24 protein-coding genes are annotated in these 25767 nt (G+C 39.2%); 12 read left to right on the forward strand and 12 right to left on the reverse strand.

Features of this window, described 5'->3' with window-relative positions:
• Nucleotides 1-97 precede the first annotated feature (97 nt).
• A complete protein-coding gene (gene msrA / locus HJP15_RS09035; RefSeq protein WP_170173573.1) occupies nt 98-1390 on the reverse strand; it encodes a peptide-methionine (S)-S-oxide reductase MsrA in 1293 nt (430 codons plus the stop codon).
• A 173-nt stretch (nt 1391-1563) separates the two neighbouring features.
• On the opposite strand from msrA, the gene HJP15_RS09040 reads away from it, so the two are divergent.
• The 7 genes from HJP15_RS09040 to asnB all read left to right on the forward strand — a co-directional run bounded on the left by HJP15_RS09040 (nt 1564) and on the right by asnB (nt 9097).
• Entirely contained in the window at nt 1564-3081 is a 1518-nt protein-coding gene (locus tag HJP15_RS09040; protein WP_170173574.1) for a leucyl aminopeptidase, read from the forward strand.
• Nucleotides 3082-3267: 186 nt separating this feature from the next.
• On the forward strand, nt 3268-3933 hold the full coding sequence (gene pxpB / locus HJP15_RS09045) for a 5-oxoprolinase subunit PxpB (RefSeq protein ID WP_054203646.1): 666 nt from the start codon (nt 3268-3270) through the stop codon (nt 3931-3933).
• Complete coding sequence (locus tag HJP15_RS09050; RefSeq protein WP_170173575.1) at nt 3930-4868, forward strand: 5-oxoprolinase subunit C family protein; 939 nt, start codon at nt 3930-3932, stop codon at nt 4866-4868. Before pxpB ends, HJP15_RS09050 begins: the two co-directional genes overlap by 4 nt.
• Nucleotides 4869-4878: 10 nt before the next feature.
• Nucleotides 4879-5586 (forward strand): DUF969 domain-containing protein, encoded by a 708-nt coding sequence (locus tag HJP15_RS09055; protein WP_054203644.1) that lies wholly within the window; start codon nt 4879-4881, stop codon nt 5584-5586.
• On the forward strand, nt 5583-6608 hold the full coding sequence (locus HJP15_RS09060) for a DUF979 domain-containing protein (RefSeq protein ID WP_054203643.1): 1026 nt from the start codon (nt 5583-5585) through the stop codon (nt 6606-6608). The genes HJP15_RS09055 and HJP15_RS09060 overlap by 4 nt, the downstream gene beginning before the upstream one ends.
• Nucleotides 6601-7269: a pyroglutamyl-peptidase I gene (pcp, locus tag HJP15_RS09065; protein WP_212760655.1), complete on the forward strand. Its 669-nt coding sequence runs from the start codon at nt 6601-6603 to the stop codon at nt 7267-7269. The genes HJP15_RS09060 and pcp overlap by 8 nt, the downstream gene beginning before the upstream one ends.
• Nucleotides 7270-7423: 154 nt before the next feature.
• On the forward strand, nt 7424-9097 hold the full coding sequence (asnB, locus tag HJP15_RS09070; RefSeq protein ID WP_169326360.1) for an asparagine synthase B: 1674 nt from the start codon (nt 7424-7426) through the stop codon (nt 9095-9097).
• Between the two features lie 123 nt (nt 9098-9220).
• On the opposite strand, the gene HJP15_RS09075 is transcribed toward asnB, so the two are convergent.
• The 3 genes from HJP15_RS09075 to HJP15_RS09085 form a co-directional block, all read right to left on the reverse strand.
• Complete coding sequence (locus tag HJP15_RS09075; RefSeq protein WP_170173576.1) at nt 9221-9697, reverse strand: GreA/GreB family elongation factor; 477 nt, start codon at nt 9695-9697, stop codon at nt 9221-9223.
• Nucleotides 9698-9973: 276 nt separating this feature from the next.
• A complete protein-coding gene (locus tag HJP15_RS09080) occupies nt 9974-10642 on the reverse strand; it encodes a DUF2987 domain-containing protein (RefSeq protein WP_054203640.1) in 669 nt (222 codons plus the stop codon).
• A complete protein-coding gene (locus HJP15_RS09085) occupies nt 10635-11444 on the reverse strand; it encodes a glucosaminidase domain-containing protein (RefSeq protein ID WP_054203639.1) in 810 nt (269 codons plus the stop codon). Before HJP15_RS09085 ends, HJP15_RS09080 begins: the two co-directional genes overlap by 8 nt.
• A gap of 169 nt (nt 11445-11613) precedes the next feature.
• On the opposite strand from HJP15_RS09085, the gene HJP15_RS09090 reads away from it, so the two are divergent.
• Nucleotides 11614-12903, forward strand: coding sequence for an anti-phage deoxyguanosine triphosphatase (locus HJP15_RS09090; protein ID WP_054453458.1), 1290 nt, complete (start codon nt 11614-11616; stop codon nt 12901-12903).
• Between the two features lie 62 nt (nt 12904-12965).
• On the opposite strand, the gene HJP15_RS09095 is transcribed toward HJP15_RS09090, so the two are convergent.
• Nucleotides 12966-15122, reverse strand: coding sequence for a prolyl oligopeptidase family serine peptidase (locus tag HJP15_RS09095; protein ID WP_170173577.1), 2157 nt, complete (start codon nt 15120-15122; stop codon nt 12966-12968).
• A 199-nt stretch (nt 15123-15321) separates the two neighbouring features.
• On the opposite strand from HJP15_RS09095, the gene HJP15_RS09100 reads away from it, so the two are divergent.
• Entirely contained in the window at nt 15322-15651 is a 330-nt protein-coding gene (locus tag HJP15_RS09100) for an Mpo1-like protein (protein ID WP_054203636.1), read from the forward strand.
• 78 nt (nt 15652-15729) lie between these two features.
• Complete coding sequence (locus HJP15_RS09105; protein WP_170173578.1) at nt 15730-17577, forward strand: ABC transporter ATP-binding protein; 1848 nt, start codon at nt 15730-15732, stop codon at nt 17575-17577.
• Nucleotides 17578-17648: 71 nt separating this feature from the next.
• Here the strand turns inward: HJP15_RS09105 and trhO are convergent, their stop codons facing one another.
• Nucleotides 17649-18656, reverse strand: coding sequence for an oxygen-dependent tRNA uridine(34) hydroxylase TrhO (trhO, locus tag HJP15_RS09110; RefSeq protein ID WP_054203634.1), 1008 nt, complete (start codon nt 18654-18656; stop codon nt 17649-17651).
• 210 nt (nt 18657-18866) lie between these two features.
• Here trhO and HJP15_RS09115 point away from each other — a divergent pair, with 210 nt between their 5' ends.
• Complete coding sequence (locus HJP15_RS09115) at nt 18867-20195, forward strand: DEAD/DEAH box helicase (protein WP_054203684.1); 1329 nt, start codon at nt 18867-18869, stop codon at nt 20193-20195.
• Between the two features lie 2 nt (nt 20196-20197).
• Entirely contained in the window at nt 20198-21031 is an 834-nt protein-coding gene (locus HJP15_RS09120; RefSeq protein WP_054203633.1) for a CvfB family protein, read from the forward strand.
• A 10-nt stretch (nt 21032-21041) separates the two neighbouring features.
• Here the strand turns inward: HJP15_RS09120 and HJP15_RS09125 are convergent, their stop codons facing one another.
• The 6 genes from HJP15_RS09125 to rpsA all read right to left on the reverse strand — a co-directional run bounded on the left by HJP15_RS09125 (nt 21042) and on the right by rpsA (nt 25727).
• Nucleotides 21042-21416 (reverse strand): hypothetical protein, encoded by a 375-nt coding sequence (locus HJP15_RS09125; protein WP_054203632.1) that lies wholly within the window; start codon nt 21414-21416, stop codon nt 21042-21044.
• A gap of 98 nt (nt 21417-21514) precedes the next feature.
• On the reverse strand, nt 21515-22219 hold the full coding sequence (gene pyrF / locus HJP15_RS09130) for an orotidine-5'-phosphate decarboxylase (RefSeq protein ID WP_054203631.1): 705 nt from the start codon (nt 22217-22219) through the stop codon (nt 21515-21517).
• A 48-nt stretch (nt 22220-22267) separates the two neighbouring features.
• Nucleotides 22268-23404 carry a lipopolysaccharide assembly protein LapB gene (gene lapB / locus HJP15_RS09135; protein WP_054203630.1) on the reverse strand — a complete coding sequence of 379 codons (1137 nt, stop codon included), beginning with the start codon at nt 23402-23404 and terminating at the stop codon, nt 22268-22270.
• 2 nt (nt 23405-23406) lie between these two features.
• Complete coding sequence (locus HJP15_RS09140; protein ID WP_054203629.1) at nt 23407-23688, reverse strand: lipopolysaccharide assembly protein LapA domain-containing protein; 282 nt, start codon at nt 23686-23688, stop codon at nt 23407-23409.
• 21 nt (nt 23689-23709) lie between these two features.
• Entirely contained in the window at nt 23710-23997 is a 288-nt protein-coding gene (ihfB, locus tag HJP15_RS09145; RefSeq protein WP_016707218.1) for an integration host factor subunit beta, read from the reverse strand.
• Between the two features lie 62 nt (nt 23998-24059).
• Nucleotides 24060-25727, reverse strand: coding sequence for a 30S ribosomal protein S1 (rpsA, locus tag HJP15_RS09150; RefSeq protein ID WP_029216020.1), 1668 nt, complete (start codon nt 25725-25727; stop codon nt 24060-24062).
• Between the last annotated feature and the right edge of the window lie 40 nt (nt 25728-25767).

Raw genomic sequence — 25767 nt, forward strand, 5'->3', positions numbered from 1 at the left:
AACTGCTGTATGTAACTTAAATGTACGACTTTGCAAACTCATAAAGGCTATAAATTATTATAGTAATCAATATAACCTTTGTAGTCGTGAGTTAATTTTAACTATTTTTTCGAGGCACAAATTCCAACACGGTGGCATTAATACAATACCTATCTTCTCCTTTTGGCCCTTCACCAGGAAATACATGTCCAAGATGTATGCCTGTTGACTTTGAACGTATCTCAATACGCTGCATACCATAACTGTTATCTTCGTGTATTGTCACACTCTCACCTATCGGATTAGTAAATGATAGCCACCCTGTGCCTGAAGTAAATCGATCATCTGTATCAAATAAAGGCGCCCCGCTTAGCTTATCAACAAACTGACCATCGGGCGTGTTTTTAAATATATCGTATTGTTTGCAAAATGGGCTGTCGGTACGAGCACTAAAGGCAACACGATATGCTTCACTATCGCCTAGTTTAAACGCACCTAATGCTTTATAAAACTCCTCTTTAGTGACATACCCTTGGCGAGCGTACACTTCTTTTCCATTTTCGAGAAACAAAATGGTCGGTGTAGCCCATGTCGCTGACTTTATAGTAAGTCCAGAAAGTTGATCGGCTTTTCTAAACGTTAAAGCAATTGTTCCTTGATAATCATTTAACACGTCTTTTTTCAGTTTTTCACAGTATGGGCAATAGCTGCGCGAATCAATAATGACTATCTGTTTTCCTTTTAATAAAGTCGAATTGTCAATATTTTCATCGGCCGTTTTGTCAAACACAACGCCTGTTGAATGATCTGGGCAATAGCCATTTGGGTTTTTTGCCAAGTAATTTTGATGATATTCTTCTGCTGGAAAGAATTCTGCTAATGGTTTTACTATCGTTTTTATAACCCCAAAACCTGCATTTGTTAACTTGGCTTGGTATTTCGTCTTTAAGGCATTTGCAACAGTTACTTGTTGCTGTGTTGTGGTTAATACAATTGAACGATACTGCGTACCAACATCATTACCTTGACGGTTTTTTTGTGTTGGATCGTGGCTTTCAAAGTAGTTTTTAAGGAGTGTATCTACACTTATAATATTGCTGTTATAAGTTACCTGTACCACTTCCGCATAATTATGTTCATCAAGTCGACGGGAATGTGCTGTGATATTACGATACGTCGCTTTAAAGCCTTTACCATCTGCGTAACCGGATTCAGCATCGATCACGCCTGGTAATGCTTCATACCGTTTTTCCGCCCCCCAGAAACATCCAGATCCAAGTACGATTTTTTCTAAATGCATAGTTGCTTGTACATCACTTGATTTTATTTGTTCAAGAGAAAGTCCGTAACTCGCAGCACTGAATAAAAGCGCGAATGTTGCTAGTCTAAGTAAACTTTTTGGTTCCAACATATTTTACCTTTTAGTGTATTACTCCACAGTCATAAAGTGAGACCTTGACGTGAACTAATTTATTTCATCTATTTAAATAGTTTTATCGCTGTTTATTGCATATCCACCGTATCCGACTTAACCTATGAACCTAAATAAGGTAAAAAGAGCTTTTATTTTATTTGAGTTTAAACATGAAAAAAATCCTTAAAGCTTCGGCATTAACAATCGCCCTTTCCCTTTCTACGCAATCATATGCAGCTGAGTTTAATTTTTCTTCAAAAATAGATAATACAGCCCAAACTTTAGTGCTTTTTTACAGTGAAGATGGCAAAAACACACTGTTTAATTCAACAAATAAACAATTAAATAACCAATTGCAACGCGCTGTCGAAAGTGAAAGCTTTACAGGTAAATACGCCAGTGTTATTGAACTACTCGCCCCTTTTAATAGTGATTTTAAACGCGTACTAATCGTTGGTACTGGCGAGCAAGAAAAGCTCGATAAAGCACTTATCGCTAAATTAGGTGGCAACATCCACGCGCGTCTAATCGCTAACAAAACAACGACGGCCTCTATCGCTTTTGATAGTGTTAAAGGAGCTGTTAATAATAGCGAGCTGGCTGCTAACTTTGCCCATGGTGCTAACTTACGTGATCACCGGTTTGAAAAATACAAGCAAAAACCAAGCACAAATACAGTTAGCTATACAATTGATGTTGCAAGTACTAAACAAACGCGCAAGCAATATACAGTGCTAGAAAGCATTCAGGCGGGTGTTTTTCTCGCGCGCGATTTAACATCTGAAGTTGCCACAGAGATGACCCCTGTTGATTTTGCCAATGCCGCAAAAGAACTTGAATCATTCGGTGTCGAAATTACAATTTTAGAACCTAAGCAATTGAAAGAACTAGGCATGGGTGCCTTAGAAGCCGTTGGCCGTGGCAGCCAACAAGGCGCACGCTTAGTTGTTGCGCATTATAAAGGTTCAAATGACACTCCTATTGCTTTGGTCGGTAAAGGGATCACCTTTGACTCTGGCGGCTATAGCATTAAAACAGGTGCGTCTATTGCGCGTATGAAATCTGATATGGCTGGTGCAGCAGCCGTTTTAGGCACTGTTAAAGCAATGGCTTTGGCAAAAGCGGATAAAAATGTGGTTGCTGTTATGGGTATGGCTGCGAATATGGTGTCGCAATTTGCAGTCGCTCCTGGTGACGTCGTCAGAACTGCTGAAGGCTTAAGTGTAGAAATAGTGAATACCGATGCCGAAGGCCGTTTAGTTCTAAGTGATGCGATGTGGTATGCACGCGAACACTTCAAGCCAGAAATCATGATTGATGTTGCAACATTAACGGGTTCTAAAATTAGAGCCGTGGGTAATGATTACGCCGCAGTATTTTCTGATGATGATACTTTAGTGTCACAACTTACCTTTGCTGGTAAAAACGTAAACGAAAACCTATGGCGCTTACCGCTAGGCTATAAGGATACTCTAAGCTCTGATATTGCCGACCTTAAAAATATTGGATCAAGTGGTCCAGGCGCGACAACTGCAGCAAGCTTTTTACAGCACTTTGCAGATGACACTCGTTGGGTTCATATAGATATTGCCGGAAATGCTTTAGCTACAAAAGGTAAAGATGAAATATCGCCAGGCGGTACTGGCTTTGGCGTGCGTTTATTATCTGAATGGTTACTCAATAACTAAACAGCTATCTATTTAAACTGCGCCAGTTTTTTTGGCGTAGTTTAAATTTAATGCATTTGTAATGCCGACTCGTAATTATACACTTAACAGGTACTTAAAAAGGAGTATGCTAATCGTATTGTTATAAACATTTACCTTCGAGTGTGCTAGCTTGCTGGTATGATCTACTAATAAAAATAATTAATGATGGACAAAAAAGACCAACCAACCATCCATATTCTAAGCAACTCAAGCGTACTTTTTGACGCCACTACCCTACTTGGCGATAAACTGGCCATTCAAAAACGTATCTGGGCCTTAGCATCACAGTGCAAAAAAACCTATCAATGCATTGATATTGTCCCGGCAATGAACTCTTTAACTCTTTATTTTTCAAATGAAACTAAATTCATTGATTTAAAAGAGCAATTATTAAATAGCTGGAAAACACTCCAACCGGAGGACTTTAAAGGACGCCATCACAAACTAATAACGCGTTATGGCGGTGAAAACGGACCTGATATTGAACACGTAGCGCGTTTTCATAATATGCACATTGAAGATGTTATCGCACGCCACTCTAGCGTGCACTATCAGGTTTTATTTCTTGGCTTTCAGCCCGGTTTTACTTACCTACATGGCTTAGATACGCAATTACATACACCTCGACGAAGTGAGCCAAGAACCCATGTTCCAAAAGGTTCGGTTGCAATTGGTGCCGATCAAACGGGTGTTTATCCAGCTGACTCCCCTGGTGGCTGGCATATTATTGGTCATACTGATTTTACTTTGTTTGATTCAAACCAAAGCGTGCCCAGCATTATCAACCCAGGCGATACCATTGAGTTTATTGCGAAGGACATTGCATCATGATCACAGTAAACAAACCGGGTATGCAAATGACGATTCAAGATTTAGGCCGTAATGGGTATCGTCATATTGGCGTTGCTCGTTCAGGTGCTTTAGATCCCTATGCCATGATCATCGCAAACCGACTACTTAACAACCCCGATAATACACCTGTCATTGAGATCACTCTTGGACTTGCGCAACTTACGTTTACAACCGATTGCGTAGTCGCATTAACGGGCGCTGATATGAAAGCCACATTGGCCAATTCTCCATTGGCACCTGGGTGGACATACCAAATAAAAGCGGGCCAAAAATTATGCTTTGCCACATCTCGAAGTGGTTTTAGAGCCTATTTAGCTGTTAAGGGCGGTATAGTGTGCAGTCCTACAATGGGGTCATGCGCGACAGATGTAGCAGCACAGTTTGGTGGATTAACCGGTCGCGCCTTACAAACTGGAGATCACATCCCTATAACCCCTTATAATGGTATTTGGTCACAAAGAGGGGCAATTTCACCAGCGGCAAGACAACATATTAGAGTTCATTCAAGTCCACATAAACACTTACTAACTGAACAATCTTTAACAGCATTTTGCCAAACAACATGGCATATAAGCCCTAATAGTAACCGAATGGGTTTACGTTTAACAAACCAAGCTTGTGATTTAACACACATTCGTTCGCTCCCTTCTTTAGCTGTGGGCCCTGGCAGTATTCAACTTCCGCCCAGTGGTGAGCCAATAGTACTTTTAAATGATGCGCAAACAACGGGAGGATACCCATTGTTGGGTACTGTTATTAGTGCTGATTTACATCAGTTTGCTCAGTTAAAACCCGGTGATACAGTAAAATTTAGTTATGTAGATTTAGCCGTCGCAGCACAAGCTCAGTCAAAATTAAATGCCCATCTGCAACAATTAAAACTTGCGCTAAACACATTAAAAATAAAGAGGTAGGAATTATAGTATGTTTGAACTTAATTTTTGGCCACTCATTGGTATACCAGTTGTTGTGCTAGGTTTTGCATTGCGCTTTAACCCCTTAATGGTCGTAACCATCGCTGGTATTGCAACAGGCTGGGCGGTTAATTTAGATATCATCACTTTGTTGCAAACTTTTGGTGAGAAATTTATGAACTCGCGTCAGCTTGCTAGTTTCATTTTAATCTTACCCGTCATTGCTTTACTTGAACGTTATGGCCTACAGCAACACGCTAAAAATTGGATAGCAAAAATAAAAAGCGCCACTAGCGCACGCATATTAGCCTTATACTTCATTGTTCGTGAGTGCTCTGCTGCTCTTGGTTTATTAAGCCTTGGCGGTCAAGCACAAACTGTTCGTCCATTATTGGCTCCAATGGCATTAGGGGCTGCGACGAATAAATATGGTGAATTACCAAAACCAATTAAGGACATGATCAGTGCGCATGCTGCGGCTGTTGATAATATTGCAATGTTCTTTGGTGAAGATATTTTTATTGCTTTTGGCGCAGTACTTTTAATGGATGCTTTTTTAAAAGAAAATGGGATCGCAGGTATCGAACCATTGCACATCGGTTTATGGGCAATCCCTACGGCTATTGCTGCACTGATTATTCACCTATTTAGATTATCTCGCCTAGAAGCAAAAATTGCCTTAGCCGTTGCCGCACACAAACAGCAGGAAGCAATATGAGTAAAGTATCAACAACGGATATAAGCAGCTCAAGCACTGCGATAATTACCATAGAAAACATTTATTTATTGATTGGTATCATTGTAATGTTCTTAGTCGTACGCACGTTACAAGATAAAAACCACCCGAAAAGACTCACTACAGCACTATTTTGGTTTTTATTCGGAAGTAGTTTTTTATTTGGTGATTTGTCTATTGCCATATTAGGTGGAGCCACTACTTATTTATTGGTTGGGGTGAGCGTAATATTAATTGCTCTTCTGGCAGGGTTTAATCTTGTTAGTATGGGCAGTTATAAACCTCTAACAGAGCGACAACAAACTGAGTCTGCCTCACGTCTTGGCAATAAGTTATTTATTCCTGCATTAATGATCCCCGTAATCACTGTATTACTTACAGTATCATTTGATGGGGTCGCTATAGGTGATTATTACTTACTAGACCAACGCCATCTAACGCTAGCGTCTTTGACAGCAGCCTGTATTTTTGCACTTTTAATTGGCTGGAAAATTACAGGAGGTAACCCTGTTGAAGCGATCACTGAGTCTCGCCGACTGGTTGATTCAATTGGTTGGGCTGCTATTTTACCGCAAATGTTGGCCATGCTTGGCGGCGTATTTATTGTGGCGCAAACAGGCGATTCTATCAAAGAATTAGTCACTTTGTTTATTGCACCCGAAAATCGTTTTATGTTGGTGGTTTTGTATTGTGTTGGCATGGCATTATTTACCATGATAATGGGCAATGCATTTGCCGCATTTCCGGTGATGACCGCAGGTATTGCAATGCCATTCCTAATTGAAGGTCACGGCGCTAACCCTGCACCATTAGTAGCAATTGGTATGTACAGTGGTTACTGCGGCACGTTAATGACGCCCATGGCAGCAAACTTTAATATTATCCCTGCTGCATTGCTCGACTTAAAAGACAAATACCATGTTATAAAGGTGCAAATACCCACTGCACTGACCTTGTTAACTGTTAATATTATTTTAATGTATATGGTGATTTTTAATGACTAAACTAACATCGAGTATGCCGTGTGTGATTATCACCGGCTTTGAACCATTTGGTGGCGAATCAATTAACCCCTCATGGCAAGCTGTAAATAAACTAGGCGATGACTTAATTGCTAAGCATCGAGTGATTGCTTTAGAGCTACCGTGTGAATTTGACCGCTCATTAGATGTGCTTTACAAAGCGATAGAACAGCATCACCCCGTATTAGTGTTATGTGTTGGTCAAGCAGGTGGGCGCAGTGAAGTAAGCATAGAGCGTATTGCCATTAATATTGATGATGCCCGCATTGCAGATAACGCCAACACTCAGCCTATTGATAAACCAGTGATTGAAGATGCTCCAGCAGCTTATTTTACAAACCTCCCCATTAAACGCATGCTCGTCGACTTACAAAAAAGCCATATCCCGGCTGCTATCTCTAATTCTGCAGGGACGTATGTCTGTAATCATGTTATGTATGGCTTATTACACTATATTGCAGAGTATGAACCGCAGCTCAAAGGCGGCTTTATTCATATACCGTATTTACCAAGCCAAGCGGTGCACCACCACGGTGCACCAAGTATGAGTGAAGATACCGTCATCAATGCTCTAAAAGTACTGATTACGGCAGCGTTGAGTACAAAAAAAGACGTTAAGGTGGCCGCAGGCACTACACACTGATCATTGTGGTGCACTGCAGTTCATTGTGGTGCATAAATTATTCTTTAAATATTGTAAAAGCTATGTGACTTAGTTAATTGTTTCTGTTAAAACAAAGGTTAGCGCTTAGGAAAATGTACCTATGCTACACACATGATAGGAATGAGGAGTTACTATGTGTTCAATTTTTGGTGTATTAGACATAAAGTCTGATGCCACACAATTGCGTAGTCAAGCAATTGAAATGTCAAAATTACTGCGTCATCGCGGCCCTGATTGGTCAGGTGTCTATTCATCTGACAAAGCGATTTTAGTCCACGAGCGTTTAGCTATCGTAGGTGTATCTAGTGGAGCGCAGCCACTATATAACCCAGAGAAAACCCATATTCTTGCAGTGAACGGTGAAATTTATAATCATAAAGAACTCGCTGCTCAACTTGAAACTGACTTTACGTTTCAAACACAATCAGATTGCGAGGTTATTCTTGCGCTATACAAACAAAAAGGCCCCGACTTTTTAGATGATTTAAACGGAATTTTTGCTTTTTGTTTATATGATGAAGAGCAAGACGCTTATTTAATTGGCCGTGATCACATTGGTATTATCCCGCTTTATACCGGCCATGATGAACATGGTAATTTTTATGTTGCCTCAGAACTCAAAGCACTATCACCTATTTGTAAACACATAGAAGAATTCCCTCCAGGGCATTTTTTATGGAGTAAAGATGGCGTGCTCACAGCTTATTACCAACGTGATTGGGAAACATTCGACGCAGTTAAAAATAATAGCGCAAAAGCAGAAGACGTAAAGGATGCGCTTGAAGCAGCCGTTAAGCGTCAATTAATGTGCGATGTACCATACGGTGTTTTACTCTCAGGTGGATTAGACTCATCGGTGATCTCAGCCATAACTCAGCGATTTGCCGCAAAACGCATAGAAGACAACGACGAAAGTGATGCATGGTGGCCAAAATTACATTCATTCTCTGTTGGTCTTGAAGGATCACCAGATTTAGCGGCTGCACAAAAAGTAGCTGATATGATTGGCACAGTGCATCACCCTATTCACTTTACAATTCAAGAAGGGATAGATGCATTAAAAGAGGTTATTTACCATATTGAAACCTACGACGTAACAACTATACGCGCTTCGACGCCTATGTATTTAATGGCACGTCAAATAAAAGCAATGGGTATTAAAATGGTACTTTCAGGTGAAGGGGCCGATGAACTATTTGGTGGTTATTTATACTTCCATAAAGCACCTAATGCGCAAGAATTTCATGAAGAGCTAAATCGTAAAGTATCTAAACTGCATATGTTTGATTGCCTACGTGCTAATAAATCAATGGCAGCTTGGGGCGTAGAAGCGCGCGTGCCATTTCTTGATAAAGAATTTGTTGATGTAGCCATGCGAATAAACCCAGAAGCCAAAATGTGTGGCAATGGCAAAATCGAAAAACATATTTTACGTGAAGGTTTTGAAGGTTATTTACCTGACGAAGTACTATGGCGTCAAAAGGAACAATTCTCTGACGGTGTAGGCTATAACTGGATTGATACCTTAAAAGAGTTTGTTGCTGAGCAAGTGAGCGATCAAGACTTAGCGAATGCTAAGTTTAAATATCCAATAAATACCCCTGATTCTAAAGAAGCCTATTTTTACCGGACTATCTTTGAATCACATTTTCCGGGAGACGCAGCCGCTAAGTGTGTGCCTCATGGTAAATCAGTGGCCTGCTCTACGCCTGAAGCGCTAGCATGGGATGCTTCATTTCAAAATAATGCAGATCCATCAGGACGAGCTGCGGGTATACATAACGACGCCTACACGCAAAAAAGCTAGGTATATACCCAAATCACCTCAAGATGTGAGGTGGTTTGAGTATATTGTTTCCGACTTAATTTAAGTTGAACTCTGGTAATGTCCCCACTTGCCATAGTTCAACTTAACTAAAACAATAACTTTTTATGCGATAGAAGCAACGCACAACAAACGTGTTTTTTCACCCGCACTAAATGAAACATCATCACCTACTTTTTTATTCAATAGGGCTTTACCAAGCGGCGATAATGGTGTGAGAACATAAACAGAAATGCTTTTAATCGTCACTTTTAAGCCACCTGAATAAGGCCCGATAAAATACCAATTAAGTACATCATCGTCATCACTTAAGCATACTAAAGACCCTATTGTCACCTTCGTCGATGAGGGTTCTTTAAAGGCTTTTTCGAATGCTTTAATACTCATATGGCATTCATTCACACGCTGCGCTTGCCCTTGCGCTAAATACGCTGCTTCAAGCCCTAGCGTATCATATTTGTTTTCTGCAACATTTTCTTCGTGAGTGGCAGTATCGTGAGCCGTTTTAGCCGCGGCTTGTGCTGTGGTTAATTGCGCTTCAAGAGCAAAACGTAGGTGTTCTATAACATGGGCTTTATTCATAGTCTGTGTTCATACGTGCTATAAAAATCAATAATATCTCTATTTTAACGTGCTTTGAGTGCGTTGTAACTGAATTGACAAAAATGACTGATACCTTACCTAGTTGTATCGAAATAGCACTGTTAGTGATATTCGTAGATTAAGTAAATTATTGGTTGATATCTTTTAGGGGTATTTATTACATGATTTAAGTAACCAAAATCAATATGATACTAAACGAAAGAGGCTTAAGCAGATAAAATAATTAAGCACTGCACACAGTGCTTAATAAAATAGTTAATTGGCTATCCAAGGAGTGACTCTAACAAGCGTTGCGGTGATATTAAACGCTGTTTTATCGCCTTCCCACTCGTCAGAGATAGCGACATGGCAAACCACACCTTCACATGTAAAGGCAGGATCAGCAACTACGATAGGTTCTGCAAACGTCAACACAACACCTTTTTGTTCCGGTAATAAAAAGCTCATTAATTTACTAATGAAAAAACCTGACAAGTTAGATAGTAATTCATCAAACTCTTGATCAAGTTGATAAAGATGCTTTTTATTTAAATAGCTTGCGTTAAATTCACGCGCTTCTATTTGTAATTTTAATTGGCAATCATGATTGTCATTTTGTGGTTCAATGACAACGACCGCTTTATCAGAATCTAGTTGTTTATCAAACGGTAATAGCATTTGAGCTTGATCGGTGTAGTTTAACGGGAACTCCTGTCGCTCAGTAATAATACGCCCAGTTTTAATTAAACAGGCATCATTTGTTGCAATGTCTGTGATATAGAAATTAACTTGCGCAAACTGAAAGTCCCCTTTGTTTACCACTTTTAAACGGTCATAAAAGCCATCATAAGAAACAACAAACTCTTTGGCGTGAATACTAAAAGTACCTAACAGCATGAATGTAATAATAATATAACGGGGAAGGCTGAACATTAACTTATTCATCAAAATACGCTCGGTTTTGGTTTATCATTTGGTTTAATTCCTCAATGTATGCTTCTCTTCGTTCTGAATACGATATTAAACCATAGGTTAACTTTGTTGCAGATACAGGTTTTTGTTGGCGACGTAAATCAGCACGAATCGAGCGTAATTCTTTATATGCACCATGCGTGTTAATATTTTTAAAATATGAGTTTACCGCTGCACGAACTGATTTAAATGCTGCAACTTCATGTTTTGCTTCGGCATTACGTCTATTTGGTACCATGCCACAGCCTTTACTGTAACACCACTGGCCAAAAAAATTCAATCCAATACGGGCAAATCGTGATGTTCCCCACGCAGATTCGTTGGCTGCCTGCATTAGTGCCAATTCTTTTGGAATAATATCAACACGGCGTAAGGCTTGATTTAAAGACAAACTATTAATCGTGTCAGGCAATTTATAGCTATTTAAAATTGCTTTTACTTGCTTGGTTTGTTTCTCATTAAGGGGCTCATCGTATTGCAACATCATTAACGCAATTTCTAATGTTGCGCGTTGCTGGCGAATTTTTTTATTTTCAGCCTCAATATGTGGGCGAATAAAGTCGAAAAAAGCATGCTTTTTTTCTTTCACATCAGTGAAGCTGTCAAACTTAGGTAATTTTACCGAATGCAATGGCTTTTCTATTTTCTTAACGACAGGTTTTTTTTCTGCTGTCGTTTGTGGTTCGCTTAGCGAAGTTGGACGTTGTATAAATGGGTAACTTAATGCCCAGATAAAAAAGAGGCTCATTAGAAAACGAAAAACGTATTTAAGCATGTATCATCTCAAAAAAACTAGCAGTTATGCATGGTAAATACACATGCACTCGACAAATCATTATACCTAAGCATCTAAATAAAGGCGAATTAACACAATTGTTATAATTCAAAAATTTCAGCTACAATTCGCTCATCAAACGTGTAAGTTATTATTAGGTATTGAATTCATGAATTTAGACTGGCAAAAGCGTATTATTGATCAGCAAAAAAATCGACCAAATGATAACCGCTCGCCTTGGCAAGTTGATCGCTCTCGTATTATCCATGCAGCTGCATTTAGGCGCTTACAAGCTAAAACGCAAATAATGGGGATTGGCTTAAACGATTTTTATCGTACCCGCCTTACACATTCTTTGGAGGTTGCGCAAATAGGCAGCGGTTTGCTGCGTCATTTAAAAAATCAACATACAGATTTTCATCATTTCCCCACAACCAGTTTACTAGAGACCCTTTGCTTAGCACATGATATTGGTCACCCCCCCTTTGGCCATGGTGGTGAAATAGCGCTTAATTATATGATGCGTGATCACGGGGGCTTTGAAGGCAATGCACAAACGTTGCGTATAGTTGCTAAGTTAGAGCCATACAGTAATGGCCACGGTATGAACTTGACTCGCCGCACTTTACTCGGGTTCATCAAGTACCCAGCACTCATTGATGATTTATGGCATACAATCCCTTCGCACTCCACTAGTCAGCGATTTATTAAGGCCGATGATTGGCGCCCTGCTAAAGGCTTATACAGCGACGATAAAGAAATTCTACATTGGATAAAAGCCCCGCTATCAGTTCATGACCAAACGCTTTTAGCTAGCCACAAAAAAGTTGATAACTATCGTTCTAAAACTAATTATAAATCCCTTGATGCAGCGATTATGGAACTTGCAGATGATATTGCCTACGCAGTACACGACTTAGAAGATGCGATCGCAACACACACTCTGACTTTAACCGATTGGCAAAATCACGCCGTTCCTGCACTAACAGCCATTGACTCACCTTGGTTAAAAAGCAATTTAGCTTCGATAACTCAGCGCCTGTTTTCACCGTTTGATTATGAGCGTAAAGATGCCATAGGCGAACTGGTTAATACGTTTATTATTCATGCCCATTTAACAGAGCAAAACAGTGTGTTTGAATGCCCAATTTTACAAGTTGGTGTAGAGTTACCAGATCAATATGCTGGTGCACTTCAGGTACTAAAGCAATTTGTGTTTAATCAGCTAATTCGAGAGCCACATATGCAACAGATTGAATTTAAAGGCCAAAACTTACTAATTGAGCTATTCAATGCCTTTGCAAGTGATCCTTTACGATTATTGCCGATAACTACACAGCATATTTACTTACAAGCAAGTAAACAAAATCAAGGCATGCGAGTTATTTGTGATTACTTGTCTGGCATGAGTGATGAGTATGCGTATAAAACATACGAGCGACTTTTCTCACCAATTTAAGTTTTTAAATAAAAAAAGCCACTTACGACAAGTGGCTTTTATACTTATTTATTTTATAACGATTAAAGTGATTTAATGCCCATATTATAAAGGGTAAAACCATAGATATCTGCGTATTGATCAATGATTTTACTCGTTGGCGTGCCCGCACCATGACCTGCATTCGTTTCAATGCGGATAAAGTATGGATTTGCACCTGCGCCTTTTGCTTGTAATTCTGCCGCAAATTTGTATGAATGCGCAGGAACAACACGGTCATCATGATCGCCTGTGGTGATCATAGTAGCTGGGTATTTTACACCCGCTTTAACATTATGAACTGGCGAATAACCATGAAGGTAGTCGAACATTTCTTTACTTTGCTCACTTGTACCGTAGTCGTAAGCCCAACCAGCACCTGCAGTAAATGTATGGTAACGTAACATATCAAGCACGCCTACCGCCGGTAACGCAACTTTAAATAATTCAGGGCGCTGAGTCATAACAGCACCGACTAACAAGCCACCGTTTGAGCCACCACGAACAGCTAAATAGTCACTTGATGTGTATTTTTTCTCGTTAAGGTATTCAGCTGCAGCAATGAAGTCATCAAACACATTTTGCTTTTTCAGTTGCGTACCAGCGTCATGCCACTGCTTACCATATTCACCACCGCCACGGATATTTGCAACGGCGTAAACACCACCTTGCTCAAGCCATGCGGCTACAGTAGAACTAAAGCTTGGTGTTAAGCTTGCGTTAAAGCCACCATACCCGTACAAAATTGTTGGGTTAGTACCATCAAGTTTTACATCTTTTTTGTACGATATAATCATCGGTACTTTCGTGCCATCTTTTGATGTATAAAAAACTTGCTCTGACGTGTATTGCGCAGAGTCAAATTTTGCACCCGATTTACGATATACGTCAGATTGTCCTGTATTTACGTCAAACGAATAGGTATTTCCTGGTGTCGTATAATTTGCAAAAGAATAATATAAGGTACTGCTCTCTTTTTTACCACCAAAGCCACGAGCTGTACCAACACCCGGTAGGCTAATTTCACGTACCAACTTACCTGCTTTATCAAATTGTTTAACTTTTGAAATTGCATCTACCATGTATTTTGCAAAGAAAAAATCGCCGCCTTTTGACATACTTAAAACGTTGTCAGTTTCAGGGATAAGATCTTGCCAGTTTTCAGGTGTTGGGTTTGCAGCATCAACAGTAACTACTTTTTTGTTTGGCGCATTAAGATTAGTCACCAAATATAGTTTGCTACCGTCATTATCAAACACGTATGTATCTGAATCAGTGTGCCCTAATATCGTTACGAGTTTACTGTCAGGTTTTGTTAAATCTTTAATAAACAGTTTATTACCAGATGTTGATACACTGGCTGATATCACTAAATATTTATTATCTCGTGTTACTGATGCGCCAATGTAACGGTGTTTCTCGTTATCTGTACCACCAAAAATAAGTTCGTCTGCTGTTTGCGCAGTACCTAACTTATGATAGTAAACTTTATGTTGATCAGTCTTTGCTGATAACTCACTGCCTTTTGGTTTATTGTAGCTTGAGTAATAGAAACCATCGTTACCAACCCACGAAATACCGCTAAATTTAACATCGATTAGCGCGCTTTCAATTTGTTCTTTTGTTTGGGTATTAATAATAATAACTTTGCGCCAATCACTGCCACCTTCCGAGATCTGATAAGCCGCTAATGAACCATCTTCAGAAAAAGTTAAGCCAGACATTGAAGTCGTACCATCTTCACTGAATTTATTCGGATCTAAAAATACCTCAGCATCACTTTCACCTTTACTGCGATAAAGGACATATTGATTTTGTAAGCCATCATTTTTATAAAAATACGTGTAATCGCCTTCGATAAAAGGGGCCGTCACTTTTTCATAATTCATTAATTTTTCAAGGCTGGCTTTTAATTTGTCGCGGTATGGAATATTTTCAAGGTACGAAAAAGTAAGGTTATTTTGTGTTTTAACCCAATCAGCCGTGTCACTGCTCATATCATCTTCTAACCAGCGGTAAGGGTCAGCCACTTTTTGATCAAAATAAACATCAACTACTTCACCCTTTTTCGTCTCAGGGTAAGTAACACTTTGTGCCTTTTGATCTTTGACCTGCGTATTTGTTGTCGCAGAACTTGATGTGTTGTCAGAACAACCACTGAGCGCAACAAGCACGGCGCAAGCTAAAACTTTTTTTAACATCGTATTATTTCTTATAGGACAATTTATTAGATCGAGTAACATATTTCCTTAGTGCCTCCTTGTCTAGCGTAATGCGACTAATAAAAGGCTAGACTGTAAATATATGTAAACCTATAACGGACATTTAGATGAACTTGTTTGCACTTTTAGTGCCATTGCGTTAACAATAAACACTTCACTTGAAGCTGGTATAAATATAATGAAAAAGCAAACCACAGAGCAAGGCACAATCCAATTTACTAACTTTAAAGACTTTTATCCCTATTATCTGCAAGAGCACACTAATACAACAAACAGACGTTTGCATTTTATTGGCAGTTGTTTAGTTGTCATAGCTATTTGCTACGCTTTGCTCACACTAAACCTCAAAGTATTTTGGTTATTACCCATTATTGGCTATGGTTTTGCTTGGGTTGGGCACTTTTTCTTTGAAAAAAACCGTCCCGCTACCTTTAAACATCCTCTCTATAGTCTGCTTGGTGATTGGGTGATGTTTAGAGATATACTAACAGGTAAAATTAAGTGGTAAATAAGACTTTAAATCCCCCTGTTTTTGTCCCTTTTCAATGATATAGTGAAGGTCATTTTTACTATTTAAGATATTAAAATGTATCGATTATTTGAGCGGATGACTAAGCCGTTCCCTGAAGATAAACCAACGCAACCGCCCTCAACCTTATTTGCCTTTTGCCGTCATTATACAAAAGGTATGGAACTGTCGCTCGTTCTCATGTCACTTAGTGCTGCACTGCTCGCTATTTTAGAAGTATCGCTGTTCAGTTATATGGGGCAATTAGTTGATTGGCTAAGTATTCACACACCCGAAACATTATTTGTTGAGCAAAAATCTGAACTTATTAAAATGGCTGTGGTGCTATTAATTATTTTACCACTGGTGGTCTTTTTTCATTCAGCAATATTACACCAAGCTCTATTGGGTAATTACCCAATGTCAATCAGGTGGTTAGCTCATCGTTATTTACTACGTCAAAGTGTCAGTTTCTATCAAAATGAGTTTTCAGGAAGAATTGCAACCAAAGTAATGCAAACCTCTCTTGCTGTGCGCGAAACGGTGATGAAGTTACTTGATGTACTGATGTACATTGTGGTGTATTTTAGCGCTATGGTATTTTTAGTTGCCGCGGCAGATTGGAGACTGATGATCCCACTGCTGGTATGGCTTACATTTTATACCCTAATACAGCTTTATTTTGTGCCAAAACTCAAAAAAATAGCCAGCTCGCAAGCCGATGCCCGCTCAGAAATGACAGGTCGTATTGTCGACAGTTACACCAATATTTCTACCATTAAGCTTTTCTCTTACACACAACGTGAAGAACAATACGCCAAAGACAGCATGGATGTTTTTTTACAGCCAGTTTATAAACAAATGCGTTTGGTCACGAGCTTAAATTTTGCGATTCAATCCCTTAACTACCTTTTAGTGTTCAGCGTCGCTGCATTATCTTTGTATTTATGGTCGTTAAGTGCCATTAGTGCCGGTGCTATTGCGATAGCGGTAAGTTTATCACTGCGATTAAATGGTATGGCCCAATGGATAATGTGGGAGATTAGTGGTTTGTTTGAAAACATAGGCACTGTTGCTGATGGCATGAAAACACTTTCAAACCCTATTGACGTTGGCGATGCCCCAGATGCTCATACTCTTAATGTGAGTGATTGTGTTATAAATTTTGAAAACGTGCATTTTAATTACGGTAAAGCTGCCAATGAAACAAATAGAGGCCCTGTGATCAATGGTCTCGATTTAAATATCAAAGCAGGCGAAAAAATAGGCTTAGTTGGCCGTTCCGGTGCGGGCAAATCAACCTTGGTTAATTTACTGTTGCGTTTTTACGATGTTGACAGTGGAGCTATTAAAATTGATGACCAAGATATTTCAAAGGTCAGCCAAGAAAGCTTACGCAAACACATTGCAATGGTCACTCAGGACACGTCATTACTACACCGCTCTGTTAAAGAAAATATCTTATATGGTCGCCCTGATGCGAGTGACCAAGAGATGTTAAACGCTGCAAAGCAGGCTAAAGCCCTCGAATTTATAGATGACCTTGAAGATAGCCAAGGTAACAAAGGTTTTGCAGCACAAGTGGGTGAGCGCGGTGTTAAACTCTCGGGCGGGCAACGCCAACGTATTGCGATCGCACGCGTACTCCTAAAAAATGCACCTATCCTTATTTTAGATGAAGCTACAAGCGCACTTGATTCTGAAGTTGAAGCTGCAATTCAAGCAAGCCTTGATGATTTAATGACAGGTAAAACAGTAATTGCAATTGCACACCGTCTTTCAACGATCGCTCAAATGGACAGACTCATTGTACTTGATGAAGGCGGTATTGTTGAGCAAGGTAGTCATGATGAATTACTCGTTCAAAATGGGATTTATGCTGCGTTATGGGCACATCAAACGGGTGGATTTATTGGGGTTGAATAGAGTACTAAAATGTCCGAATGATAAAAAAGAGCCTTAGTGGCTCTTTTTATCATTATTAATAAGTGGTTAGATTATTTACCGCGTTGCGCATCTTTTTGTGCTTTTTTAGCATCTTTGCGTTTTTGTAAAACCGCTTGCGCTTCATTACCTATATGACCTTCACCACGCGCTTGTGCTAGCTCAATTTGCTTTTGGCGCTCTGCAAATCGTTCTCTTTGTTCATCTGTAACGTTGTCAATACAGTGATGACACGATACACCTTCCATATACTCTGATTTTAGTTTTTCAGCCTCTGTGATTGGCATACGACAAGCATGGCATTGATCATACGAACCTTTTTGTAAGTCGTGATCCACCGCAACGCGGTTATCAAAGACAAAACATTCACCTTCCCACATTGTTTCTTCTTTTGGCACTTCTTCTAAGTATTTTAAAATGCCGCCTTCGAGATGATATACATCTTCAAAGCCTTGCTCTTTCATATAAGCCGTTGATTTTTCGCAGCGAATACCACCCGTACAAAACATCGCTACTTTTTTATGTTTTGTAGGGTCTAAGTTTTCCTTTGCCCACTGCGGGAACTCGCGAAATGTTTTAGTATTTGGATCAACGGCATTTTGGAAAGTACCGATTTCAATTTCATAGTCATTTCGGGTATCAACTAGAATAACCTCAGGGTCTGAAATCAACGCATTCCAATCTTGTGGCTTGACGTAACTGCCAACAACTTTAAGCGGATCAACACCTTCAACACCCATAGTCACGATTTCTTTTTTAAGCTTTACTTTCGTACGATAAAATGGGCATTCATCATCAAACGACTCTTTACTCACAATGTTATCGAGGTTTGGTTGAGTATCAAGCCACGATAGTAAATTATCGATACCTTCGCGCTTAGCTGATACTGTGCCATTAATCCCTTCAGCAGCAATTAATAAAGTACCGCGTACTTCATTGGCTTCCATTACATCTAAAAGTGGTTGACGAAGTGCTTCAAATTCAGGGAGTGCAACAAATTTATACAGCGCGCATACAACAAAGTGCTCACTGGTGACATTATCTTTATGTACTGCAGTCATGGGTATTCCTATTTTGCTTTAGCCGTTATTGGCGGTAACCGAATCGTAAATCCGGCGCATTGGGGCGCATATTTTACGCATTTTACGGTTAAATGCAAAAAAAGCAGTGATAAACAGGTTTTTACTGTCGGCCAAGCACTCTACTACGCTATAATAGCGACATTATTGTTGGCTTATACCCAATTAATTGCTCATTTGGAGAAATACACTTTGCACTTTACTGATCTTGGGATTGATACTCGCCTTGAAACACAATTAGCTCATCAAGGGATCACCCAGCCTACAGATATTCAAGCCCATGCAGTGCCAACAGCACTTGCAGGTCATGACATTTTCGCTCAGTCTAAAACTGGGTCAGGCAAAACCTTAGCTTTTTTACTCCCAGCAGTTCAACGAGTCATGAAGCAAAAAGCGCTCAGTAAACGCGATCCTCGAGTACTTATCGTCGCGCCTACTCGCGAACTTGCTACACAAGTATTTACTCAGCTTCGACTTTTAATTGCGGGTACTAATATTAAAGCGGTAAAAATACTAGGCGGTGAGAATTTTAATGATCAAATTAAAGCTCTTCGTAATGATCCACAATTCGTTATTGCAACACCTGGACGTTTAGCTGATCACATAACAAAACGCTCATTACAATTAAGTGGCCTTGAATTACTTATTTTTGATGAAGCAGACCGAATTTTAGATTTAGGTTTCACCGAACAGCTAAAAATGATCAATGAACAAGCGGATCATCGCCTGCGTCAAACCTTATTGTTTTCTGCAACACTTGATCATGCCCAAGTTGATGCGCTATCACGTAATTTATTAAAAAAGCCAAAACAAATTACGCTCAGTGCCGCTAACGAACAACATTCAGACATTAAGCAAAGTTTATTTTTAGCTGATCACCTTGATCACAAAGAAGCATTGCTTGAGCACTTTTTAAAGCAAGATGATGTGGGCCAATGTATTATTTTTACAGCAACCCGTGCAGATACAAGCCGTTTAAGTGATGCGCTCAACGCTAAAGGGTTTAAAGCACAAGCCTTAGCAGGTGACCTTGCACAAAATAAACGTCTTGAGATTATGGACAGCTTTAGTCGTGAAAACTTTAAGATTTTGATTACAACAGATGTCGCATCCCGCGGCCTTGATTTACTCAGTGTCACACACGTAATTAATTTTGATTTACCTAAACACGCTGAAGAGTATGTTCATCGTATAGGCAGGACAGGTCGTGCAGGTTTTAAAGGCACTGCAATTTCACTCGTTGGACCTAAAGATTGGTTAAGCTACAAAGCAATTAAAGCTTTTTTAAATGATGAACTTGAGTTTCATACCATCGAAGGGCTTAAAGGTAAATTTAAAGGTCTCCGCGAACCAAAACCTGATGCTATTTGGGCTAAAGAGCAAGATAAAGCAAAACCAAAAGCAAAGGTAATGACCAAGCGTAAGTCTAAGCCTAAAAAGCCACAAGCACCGATTAAAGCCCCCCTTAATATTGATGGCGATGCCCCAATGCGCCGTCGTAAAAAGCCAGAACAGGAATAATTATGAGTTACCTCGGAACCACCCAAACACTATTCGTTAATGAAGTAAGTAACGAAGGCGCGTACCTTGATGGTCATGACCTAGGCGAGGTTTTCTTACCAAGTAATGAAATCAAATATGAATTAGAAGCTGGCGATAGTATCAGCGTATTCATTTTCTTAGATAATGCTAACTTAGCAACAGCAACAACTAAAAAGCCATTAGCACAAGTGGGTGAGTACGCCCTGCTTCGCGTAAAAGAAATGAACAGCATTGGTGCTTTTTTAGATTGGGGTCTTGAGAAGGATGTACTTGCACCATTTAACGAACAAAAACCTAGAATGCAAGAAGGCTATTCTTATTTAGTTCGTTTGTACTTAGATAATGCAAGTGGCCGTATTTGTGCTTCAAATAACTTTAATCGCTTCATCAATAAAACTGAACCAGAATATACACCACTGCAAGAAGTACAATTGATTGTCGCCGGTAAAACGGATATTGGCTATAAAGTGTTAATTGAAGAAGCACATTATGGCGTAATTTTTTACAACATGGTGTTTAAAAACATGTTTGTTGGCCAGCGCTTAACTGGTTTTATTCAAAAAGTACGTGAAGACGGAAAAATTGACGTCATTCTTGAAAAACCAGGAATGGGAAAGGTAAGTGACCTTGGTGAAAAAATAATGGATAAATTAAAAGCCGAGGGCGGTGTCATTGCACTTGGCGATAAATCAGATCCAGAAGTAATCAAAAAAGTTTTTTCAACCAGCAAAGCTAATTATAAAAAAGCGATTGGTGGTTTATTTAAGCAAGGTTTAATTGATATAGAAGCAAAAGCAATTCGCTTAAAAGCTTAAATAACAAAAACTAACCCACTAAATTTTTATAGGGCAAGGTACACTGTTTGTAATCTTGCCCATACTCATCTAAATCTTCTTTATTTTCAATATTAAATGGCGCTAAACGTAAAACTTTTACCTCACATTTATCCTTAGCAAGATCATGAGCTGAAATACATTCTGAAACATCACTTTTCATTTGGGTTAATCTTTCTTCATTCTTCTCGCATACATGATGGATATATTTAACAAGCGTTAGCTTAAAGTCAACGAGATTGACAGGATAAATATTGAATGCATCGCTCACATTTGATGAATCATCAAATGAATTAGCAGAAACCCCATATTTATTAACCGAAAAATAGATAACAAACAACAAAATAGAAGTAATAATATATTTCATAAAAAGCCCATACAACAAACTAATATAGGCTAATATAACAGATCAGTTATAAATTGTAATTAAAAACATTGGTACTAAAGTATAGGTAAACGTTAATTTTAAGAAATCGAATTATTAACATTTATCAAAACAGAAACAGGATCATCTGCTTGTGTTATAGGACGACCGATAACTAGATAGTCACTACCATCGTCAATAGCTTGTTTTGGTGTCATTATCCGCTTCTGATCACCTGCTGCGCTGCCTTCTGGGCGAATACCAGGTGTAACAAGTTTAAAGTCACTTCCTAATATTGATTTTAGTTGTTTGGCTTCTTGTGCTGAGCACACAACGCCATCTAACCCCGACTCTTTAGCCAGTTTTGCTAAATAAACTACCTGTTCAGCAGGTGTTTTATCAATACCGAGTCTTTTTAATTCGGCACTATCCATACTTGTTAATACTGTAACTGCAATTAATAATGGCGCTTCATCACCAAATTGTTCAAGTGCTTGCTTCGCTTTAGTCATCATTTCAACACCGCCACTGGCATGAACATTAACCATCCAAACACCCATTTTTGCAGCCGCCGTTACCGCTTTTGCAACCGTATTAGGAATATCATGAAACTTCAAATCTAGAAATACATCAAAACCTAAATCAATGAGTTCTTTAACAAAAGCAGGCCCAAAGTAAGTAAACATTTCTTTGCCAACCTTTAAGCGGCAAGTATCTGGTGATAATTGTTTAACGAAATTTAAAGCTGTTTGTTGATCATCATAATCGAGGGCGATAAGAACTTTTTTTGAATGTTCGAGAGACATAACTTTCCTAAAACTAATTGTAGAAGTAAGTGAATATTTTATAGAAAACTAAAAACCGTCTAAACCACGGCTTGGTACAATGGTTTCCCAATGTTTACACGATGGACAAACCCAATAAATTGTATGGCTGGTGAAACCACAGTGTTGACATTGAAAATCTGGTTTTGTGGCAATATAAGAGGTGACTAACTTATCGATTTGATCAAGCACATCTTTAATATCTGTATTTTGTTTAGCAAGAAGCTGTAATAAAAAACTAAAACCGCGAATTGTAGGTTGACGCTTTAAGCTATCAGTTAAAAATTTAATTGCTTGATCTGTGTGCCCTTGCTCAAGTAATGCTTGGCAATGTTTTATTTTTATCAACACCCCGCCCTTATCAAGCAATTGTAAAAGTAACGCATGAAATTGCTCAGTCAACTTTAATTGATTATAGCTGTGAGCAAGATCATCAATAAATAAAGGAGCAAAAAAAGTAAAAGTACATATCAGCTCACGCCAATAATAAATCGCTTTTACATAATCCTCTTTTGCATAAGCAGACTTACCTAATTCATACAAAGGGCGAATTGCTTTATGATTTAGACTAATAGCTTTGCGCATAACTTGTGGGTCGTTATCTATTAACGCAGCCTCACAATAAAAATTGGCTATGGCTTTAAAATGCTGTGGCTTTGAAAATAAGTCGCTGTGAGCCTCGAACATATTAATACCTTTTTCCCATTCACGTGTTTGTGAATATAAATTAAGTATCGGTTCTAAAGCATCACTGTGGTTTGCTTTTATCAACCACACTAAATGCTCTTCGGCGCCATCAAGCAAACCCGCCATAATATAATCTTCGGCAAGTTCAAGTCGGCTACTGGCAGCTTGTTGTTCATTAAGGCTTGGGTGTTTAAGCAGTAGTTCGTGAATTTTTATCGCGCGGTCTAGCTCGCCTCGACGGCGAAACATAGTCGCAAGTGTAGAATAATGTTCAACAGAGTCAGCTGATACTTCAAGCAAGTTAATTAAATGCTCAAGACCTTGATCTTCTTCTCTGTCGAGTAAAAACTTTAAGCCTTTACTGTATTCAGACGTGATCTGACGATTTAGCTGATGAGCTTGGTTTTTAGCACTGTTCTTACCCATTATCCAGCCATAACCAGCCGCAACAGGCAAAAGTAAAAACAAAAGCTCAATCATAATTAAGAATCTTTATTAGCTACGAGCTTATTTTTATTTTTTTCAGGTGCTAATTTTTTTTTCAAACGGTAGTTTTGCCACTTCAATTGTGAAAACAACTTAAAGCTTATAAAGCAACCGATCACGACACCTAAAGCAAAACAGATACTTATAATCATTGCGAGGGGTAACGTATTACTGGCAATAATATAATTGATTTTCACCAAGTGCGGATTTTGCGAACCAAGTACAAATGCAAAAATTAGGCATATTGCTACCAGAATAATTTTTAATACCCTAAACAAGTAACTACTCCAACTTAATAACTAGGCAATACTCGCATTTACACGATCGCGTAATTCTTTGCCTGGTTTAAAATGTGGTACATGCTTACCTTCTAACTCAACAGTATCGCCTGTTTTAGGGTTACGACCTGTGCGAGGTGAGCGAAAATGTAATGAGAAACTACCAAAACCACGAATTTCTATGCGATCTGAGCTTGATAATGAGCCGGCCATTTGTTCAAGAATTTCTTTAACAGCATTTTCAACATCTTTCACAGGGACATGTGCGTGTTGCTCGGCTAATTGTTCTATCAATTCTGACTTAGTCATAACGTTTCCTTAAAAAGAGATAAAGGAAGGGCAACACTGCCCTTCCAATTAAGACTGATTAATTAGTCTTTTTGTGCATTTGCGAAAGCAGCTGCCATTGCGTTTTCAAACACTGGCTCTTCTTTCTTAAGCTTTTCTAGTACTTCTTTCTCTTCTGCTTCGAAAAGAGCTTTAACTGAAAGGCTTAAAGTGCGGTTCTTACGATCAACACCAACATATTTCACTTCAATTTCGTCGCCTACAGAAACAACAGTAGTTGCATCTTCAACGCGCTCTTGAGCGATATCAGCTACACGGATGTAACCTTCAACGCCTTCGATAAGTTCAACAGTTGCGCCTTTCGCATCAACTTCAGTCACTTTACCTTTAACAATAGCACCTTTTTTGTTTGCATCAAGGTAGTTATTGAATGGGTCAGCTTCGATTTGCTTAACACCTAGAGAGATACGTTCACGCTCTGGGTCAACTTGCAATACGATAGCAGTGATTTCGTCGCCTTTCTTGAATTCACGTACAGCGTCTTCGCCAGGTGTATTCCAAGAAATGTCTGAAAGGTGTACAAGACCGTCAATACCACCGTCAAGACCGATAAAGATACCGAAGTCAGTGATTGATTTGATCTTACCAGTAACTTGATCGCCTTTGTTTTGAAGACGAGCAAATTCTTGCCAAGGATTAGCAATACATTGCTTAAGACCAAGTGAAATACGACGACGTTCTTCGTCAATTTCAAGAACCATAACTTCAACAGTGTCGCCAAGGCTAACAACTTTTGAAGGATGGATGTTCTTGTTAGTCCAATCCATTTCAGAAACGTGTACTAGACCTTCAACGCCTTCTTCGATTTCTACGAAGCAACCGTAATCAGTAAGGTTAGTTACACGACCAGAAAGTTTAGAACCTTCTGGGTAACGACCAGCGATAGCTGCCCATGGATCTTCGCCAAGCTGTTTAAGACCTAGAGATACACGAGTTTTATCTTTGTCGAATTTAAGAACTTTAACTGCGATTTCGTCGCCAACATTAACGATTTCTGAAGGGTGCTTAACACGCTTCCACGCCATATCAGTAATGTGTAGTAGACCATCAACACCACCAAGGTCAACGAATGCACCGTAGTCAGTAAGGTTCTTAACGATACCTTTAACTTCTTGACCTTCAACAAGGTTAGCAAGAAGCTCTTCACGTTCTTGTGAGTTTTCAGATTCGATAACTGCACGACGTGAAACAACAACGTTGTTACGTTTTTGATCAAGCTTGATTACTTTAAATTCAAGCTCTTTGCCTTCAAGGTGAGTTGTGTCACGTACTGGACGAACATCAACAAGTGAACCAGGTAGGAAAGCACGGATTGAATCAACTTCAACTGTGAAACCGCCTTTAACTTTACCGTTGATAACACCAGTAACAGTCTCTTGCTCTTCACATGCTTTCTCAAGACGGATCCATGCTTCGTGACGCTTAGCTTTCTCACGAGAAAGGATAGTTTCACCGAAACCGTCTTCAATTGCATCTAGTGCAACATCTACTTCGTCGCCAACAGCAACTTCTAGTTCACCAGCAGCATTTTTGAACTGCTCTGCAGGGATAGCACTTTCTGATTTAAGACCAGCATCTACAAGTACAATGTTGTTCTCGATTGAGATAACTGTACCTTTAACAATAGAGCCTTGCTCTGCTTCAAAACCCTTTAAGCTTTCTTCAAATAACTGCGCAAAATTTTCTGACATACGAATATACGTCTCATATATTATTACCAATTAGCAACCA

The sequence above is a fragment of the Pseudoalteromonas sp. NEC-BIFX-2020_002 genome, from assembly GCF_013002825.1.
GTDB lineage: Bacteria > Pseudomonadota > Gammaproteobacteria > Enterobacterales > Alteromonadaceae > Pseudoalteromonas > Pseudoalteromonas neustonica.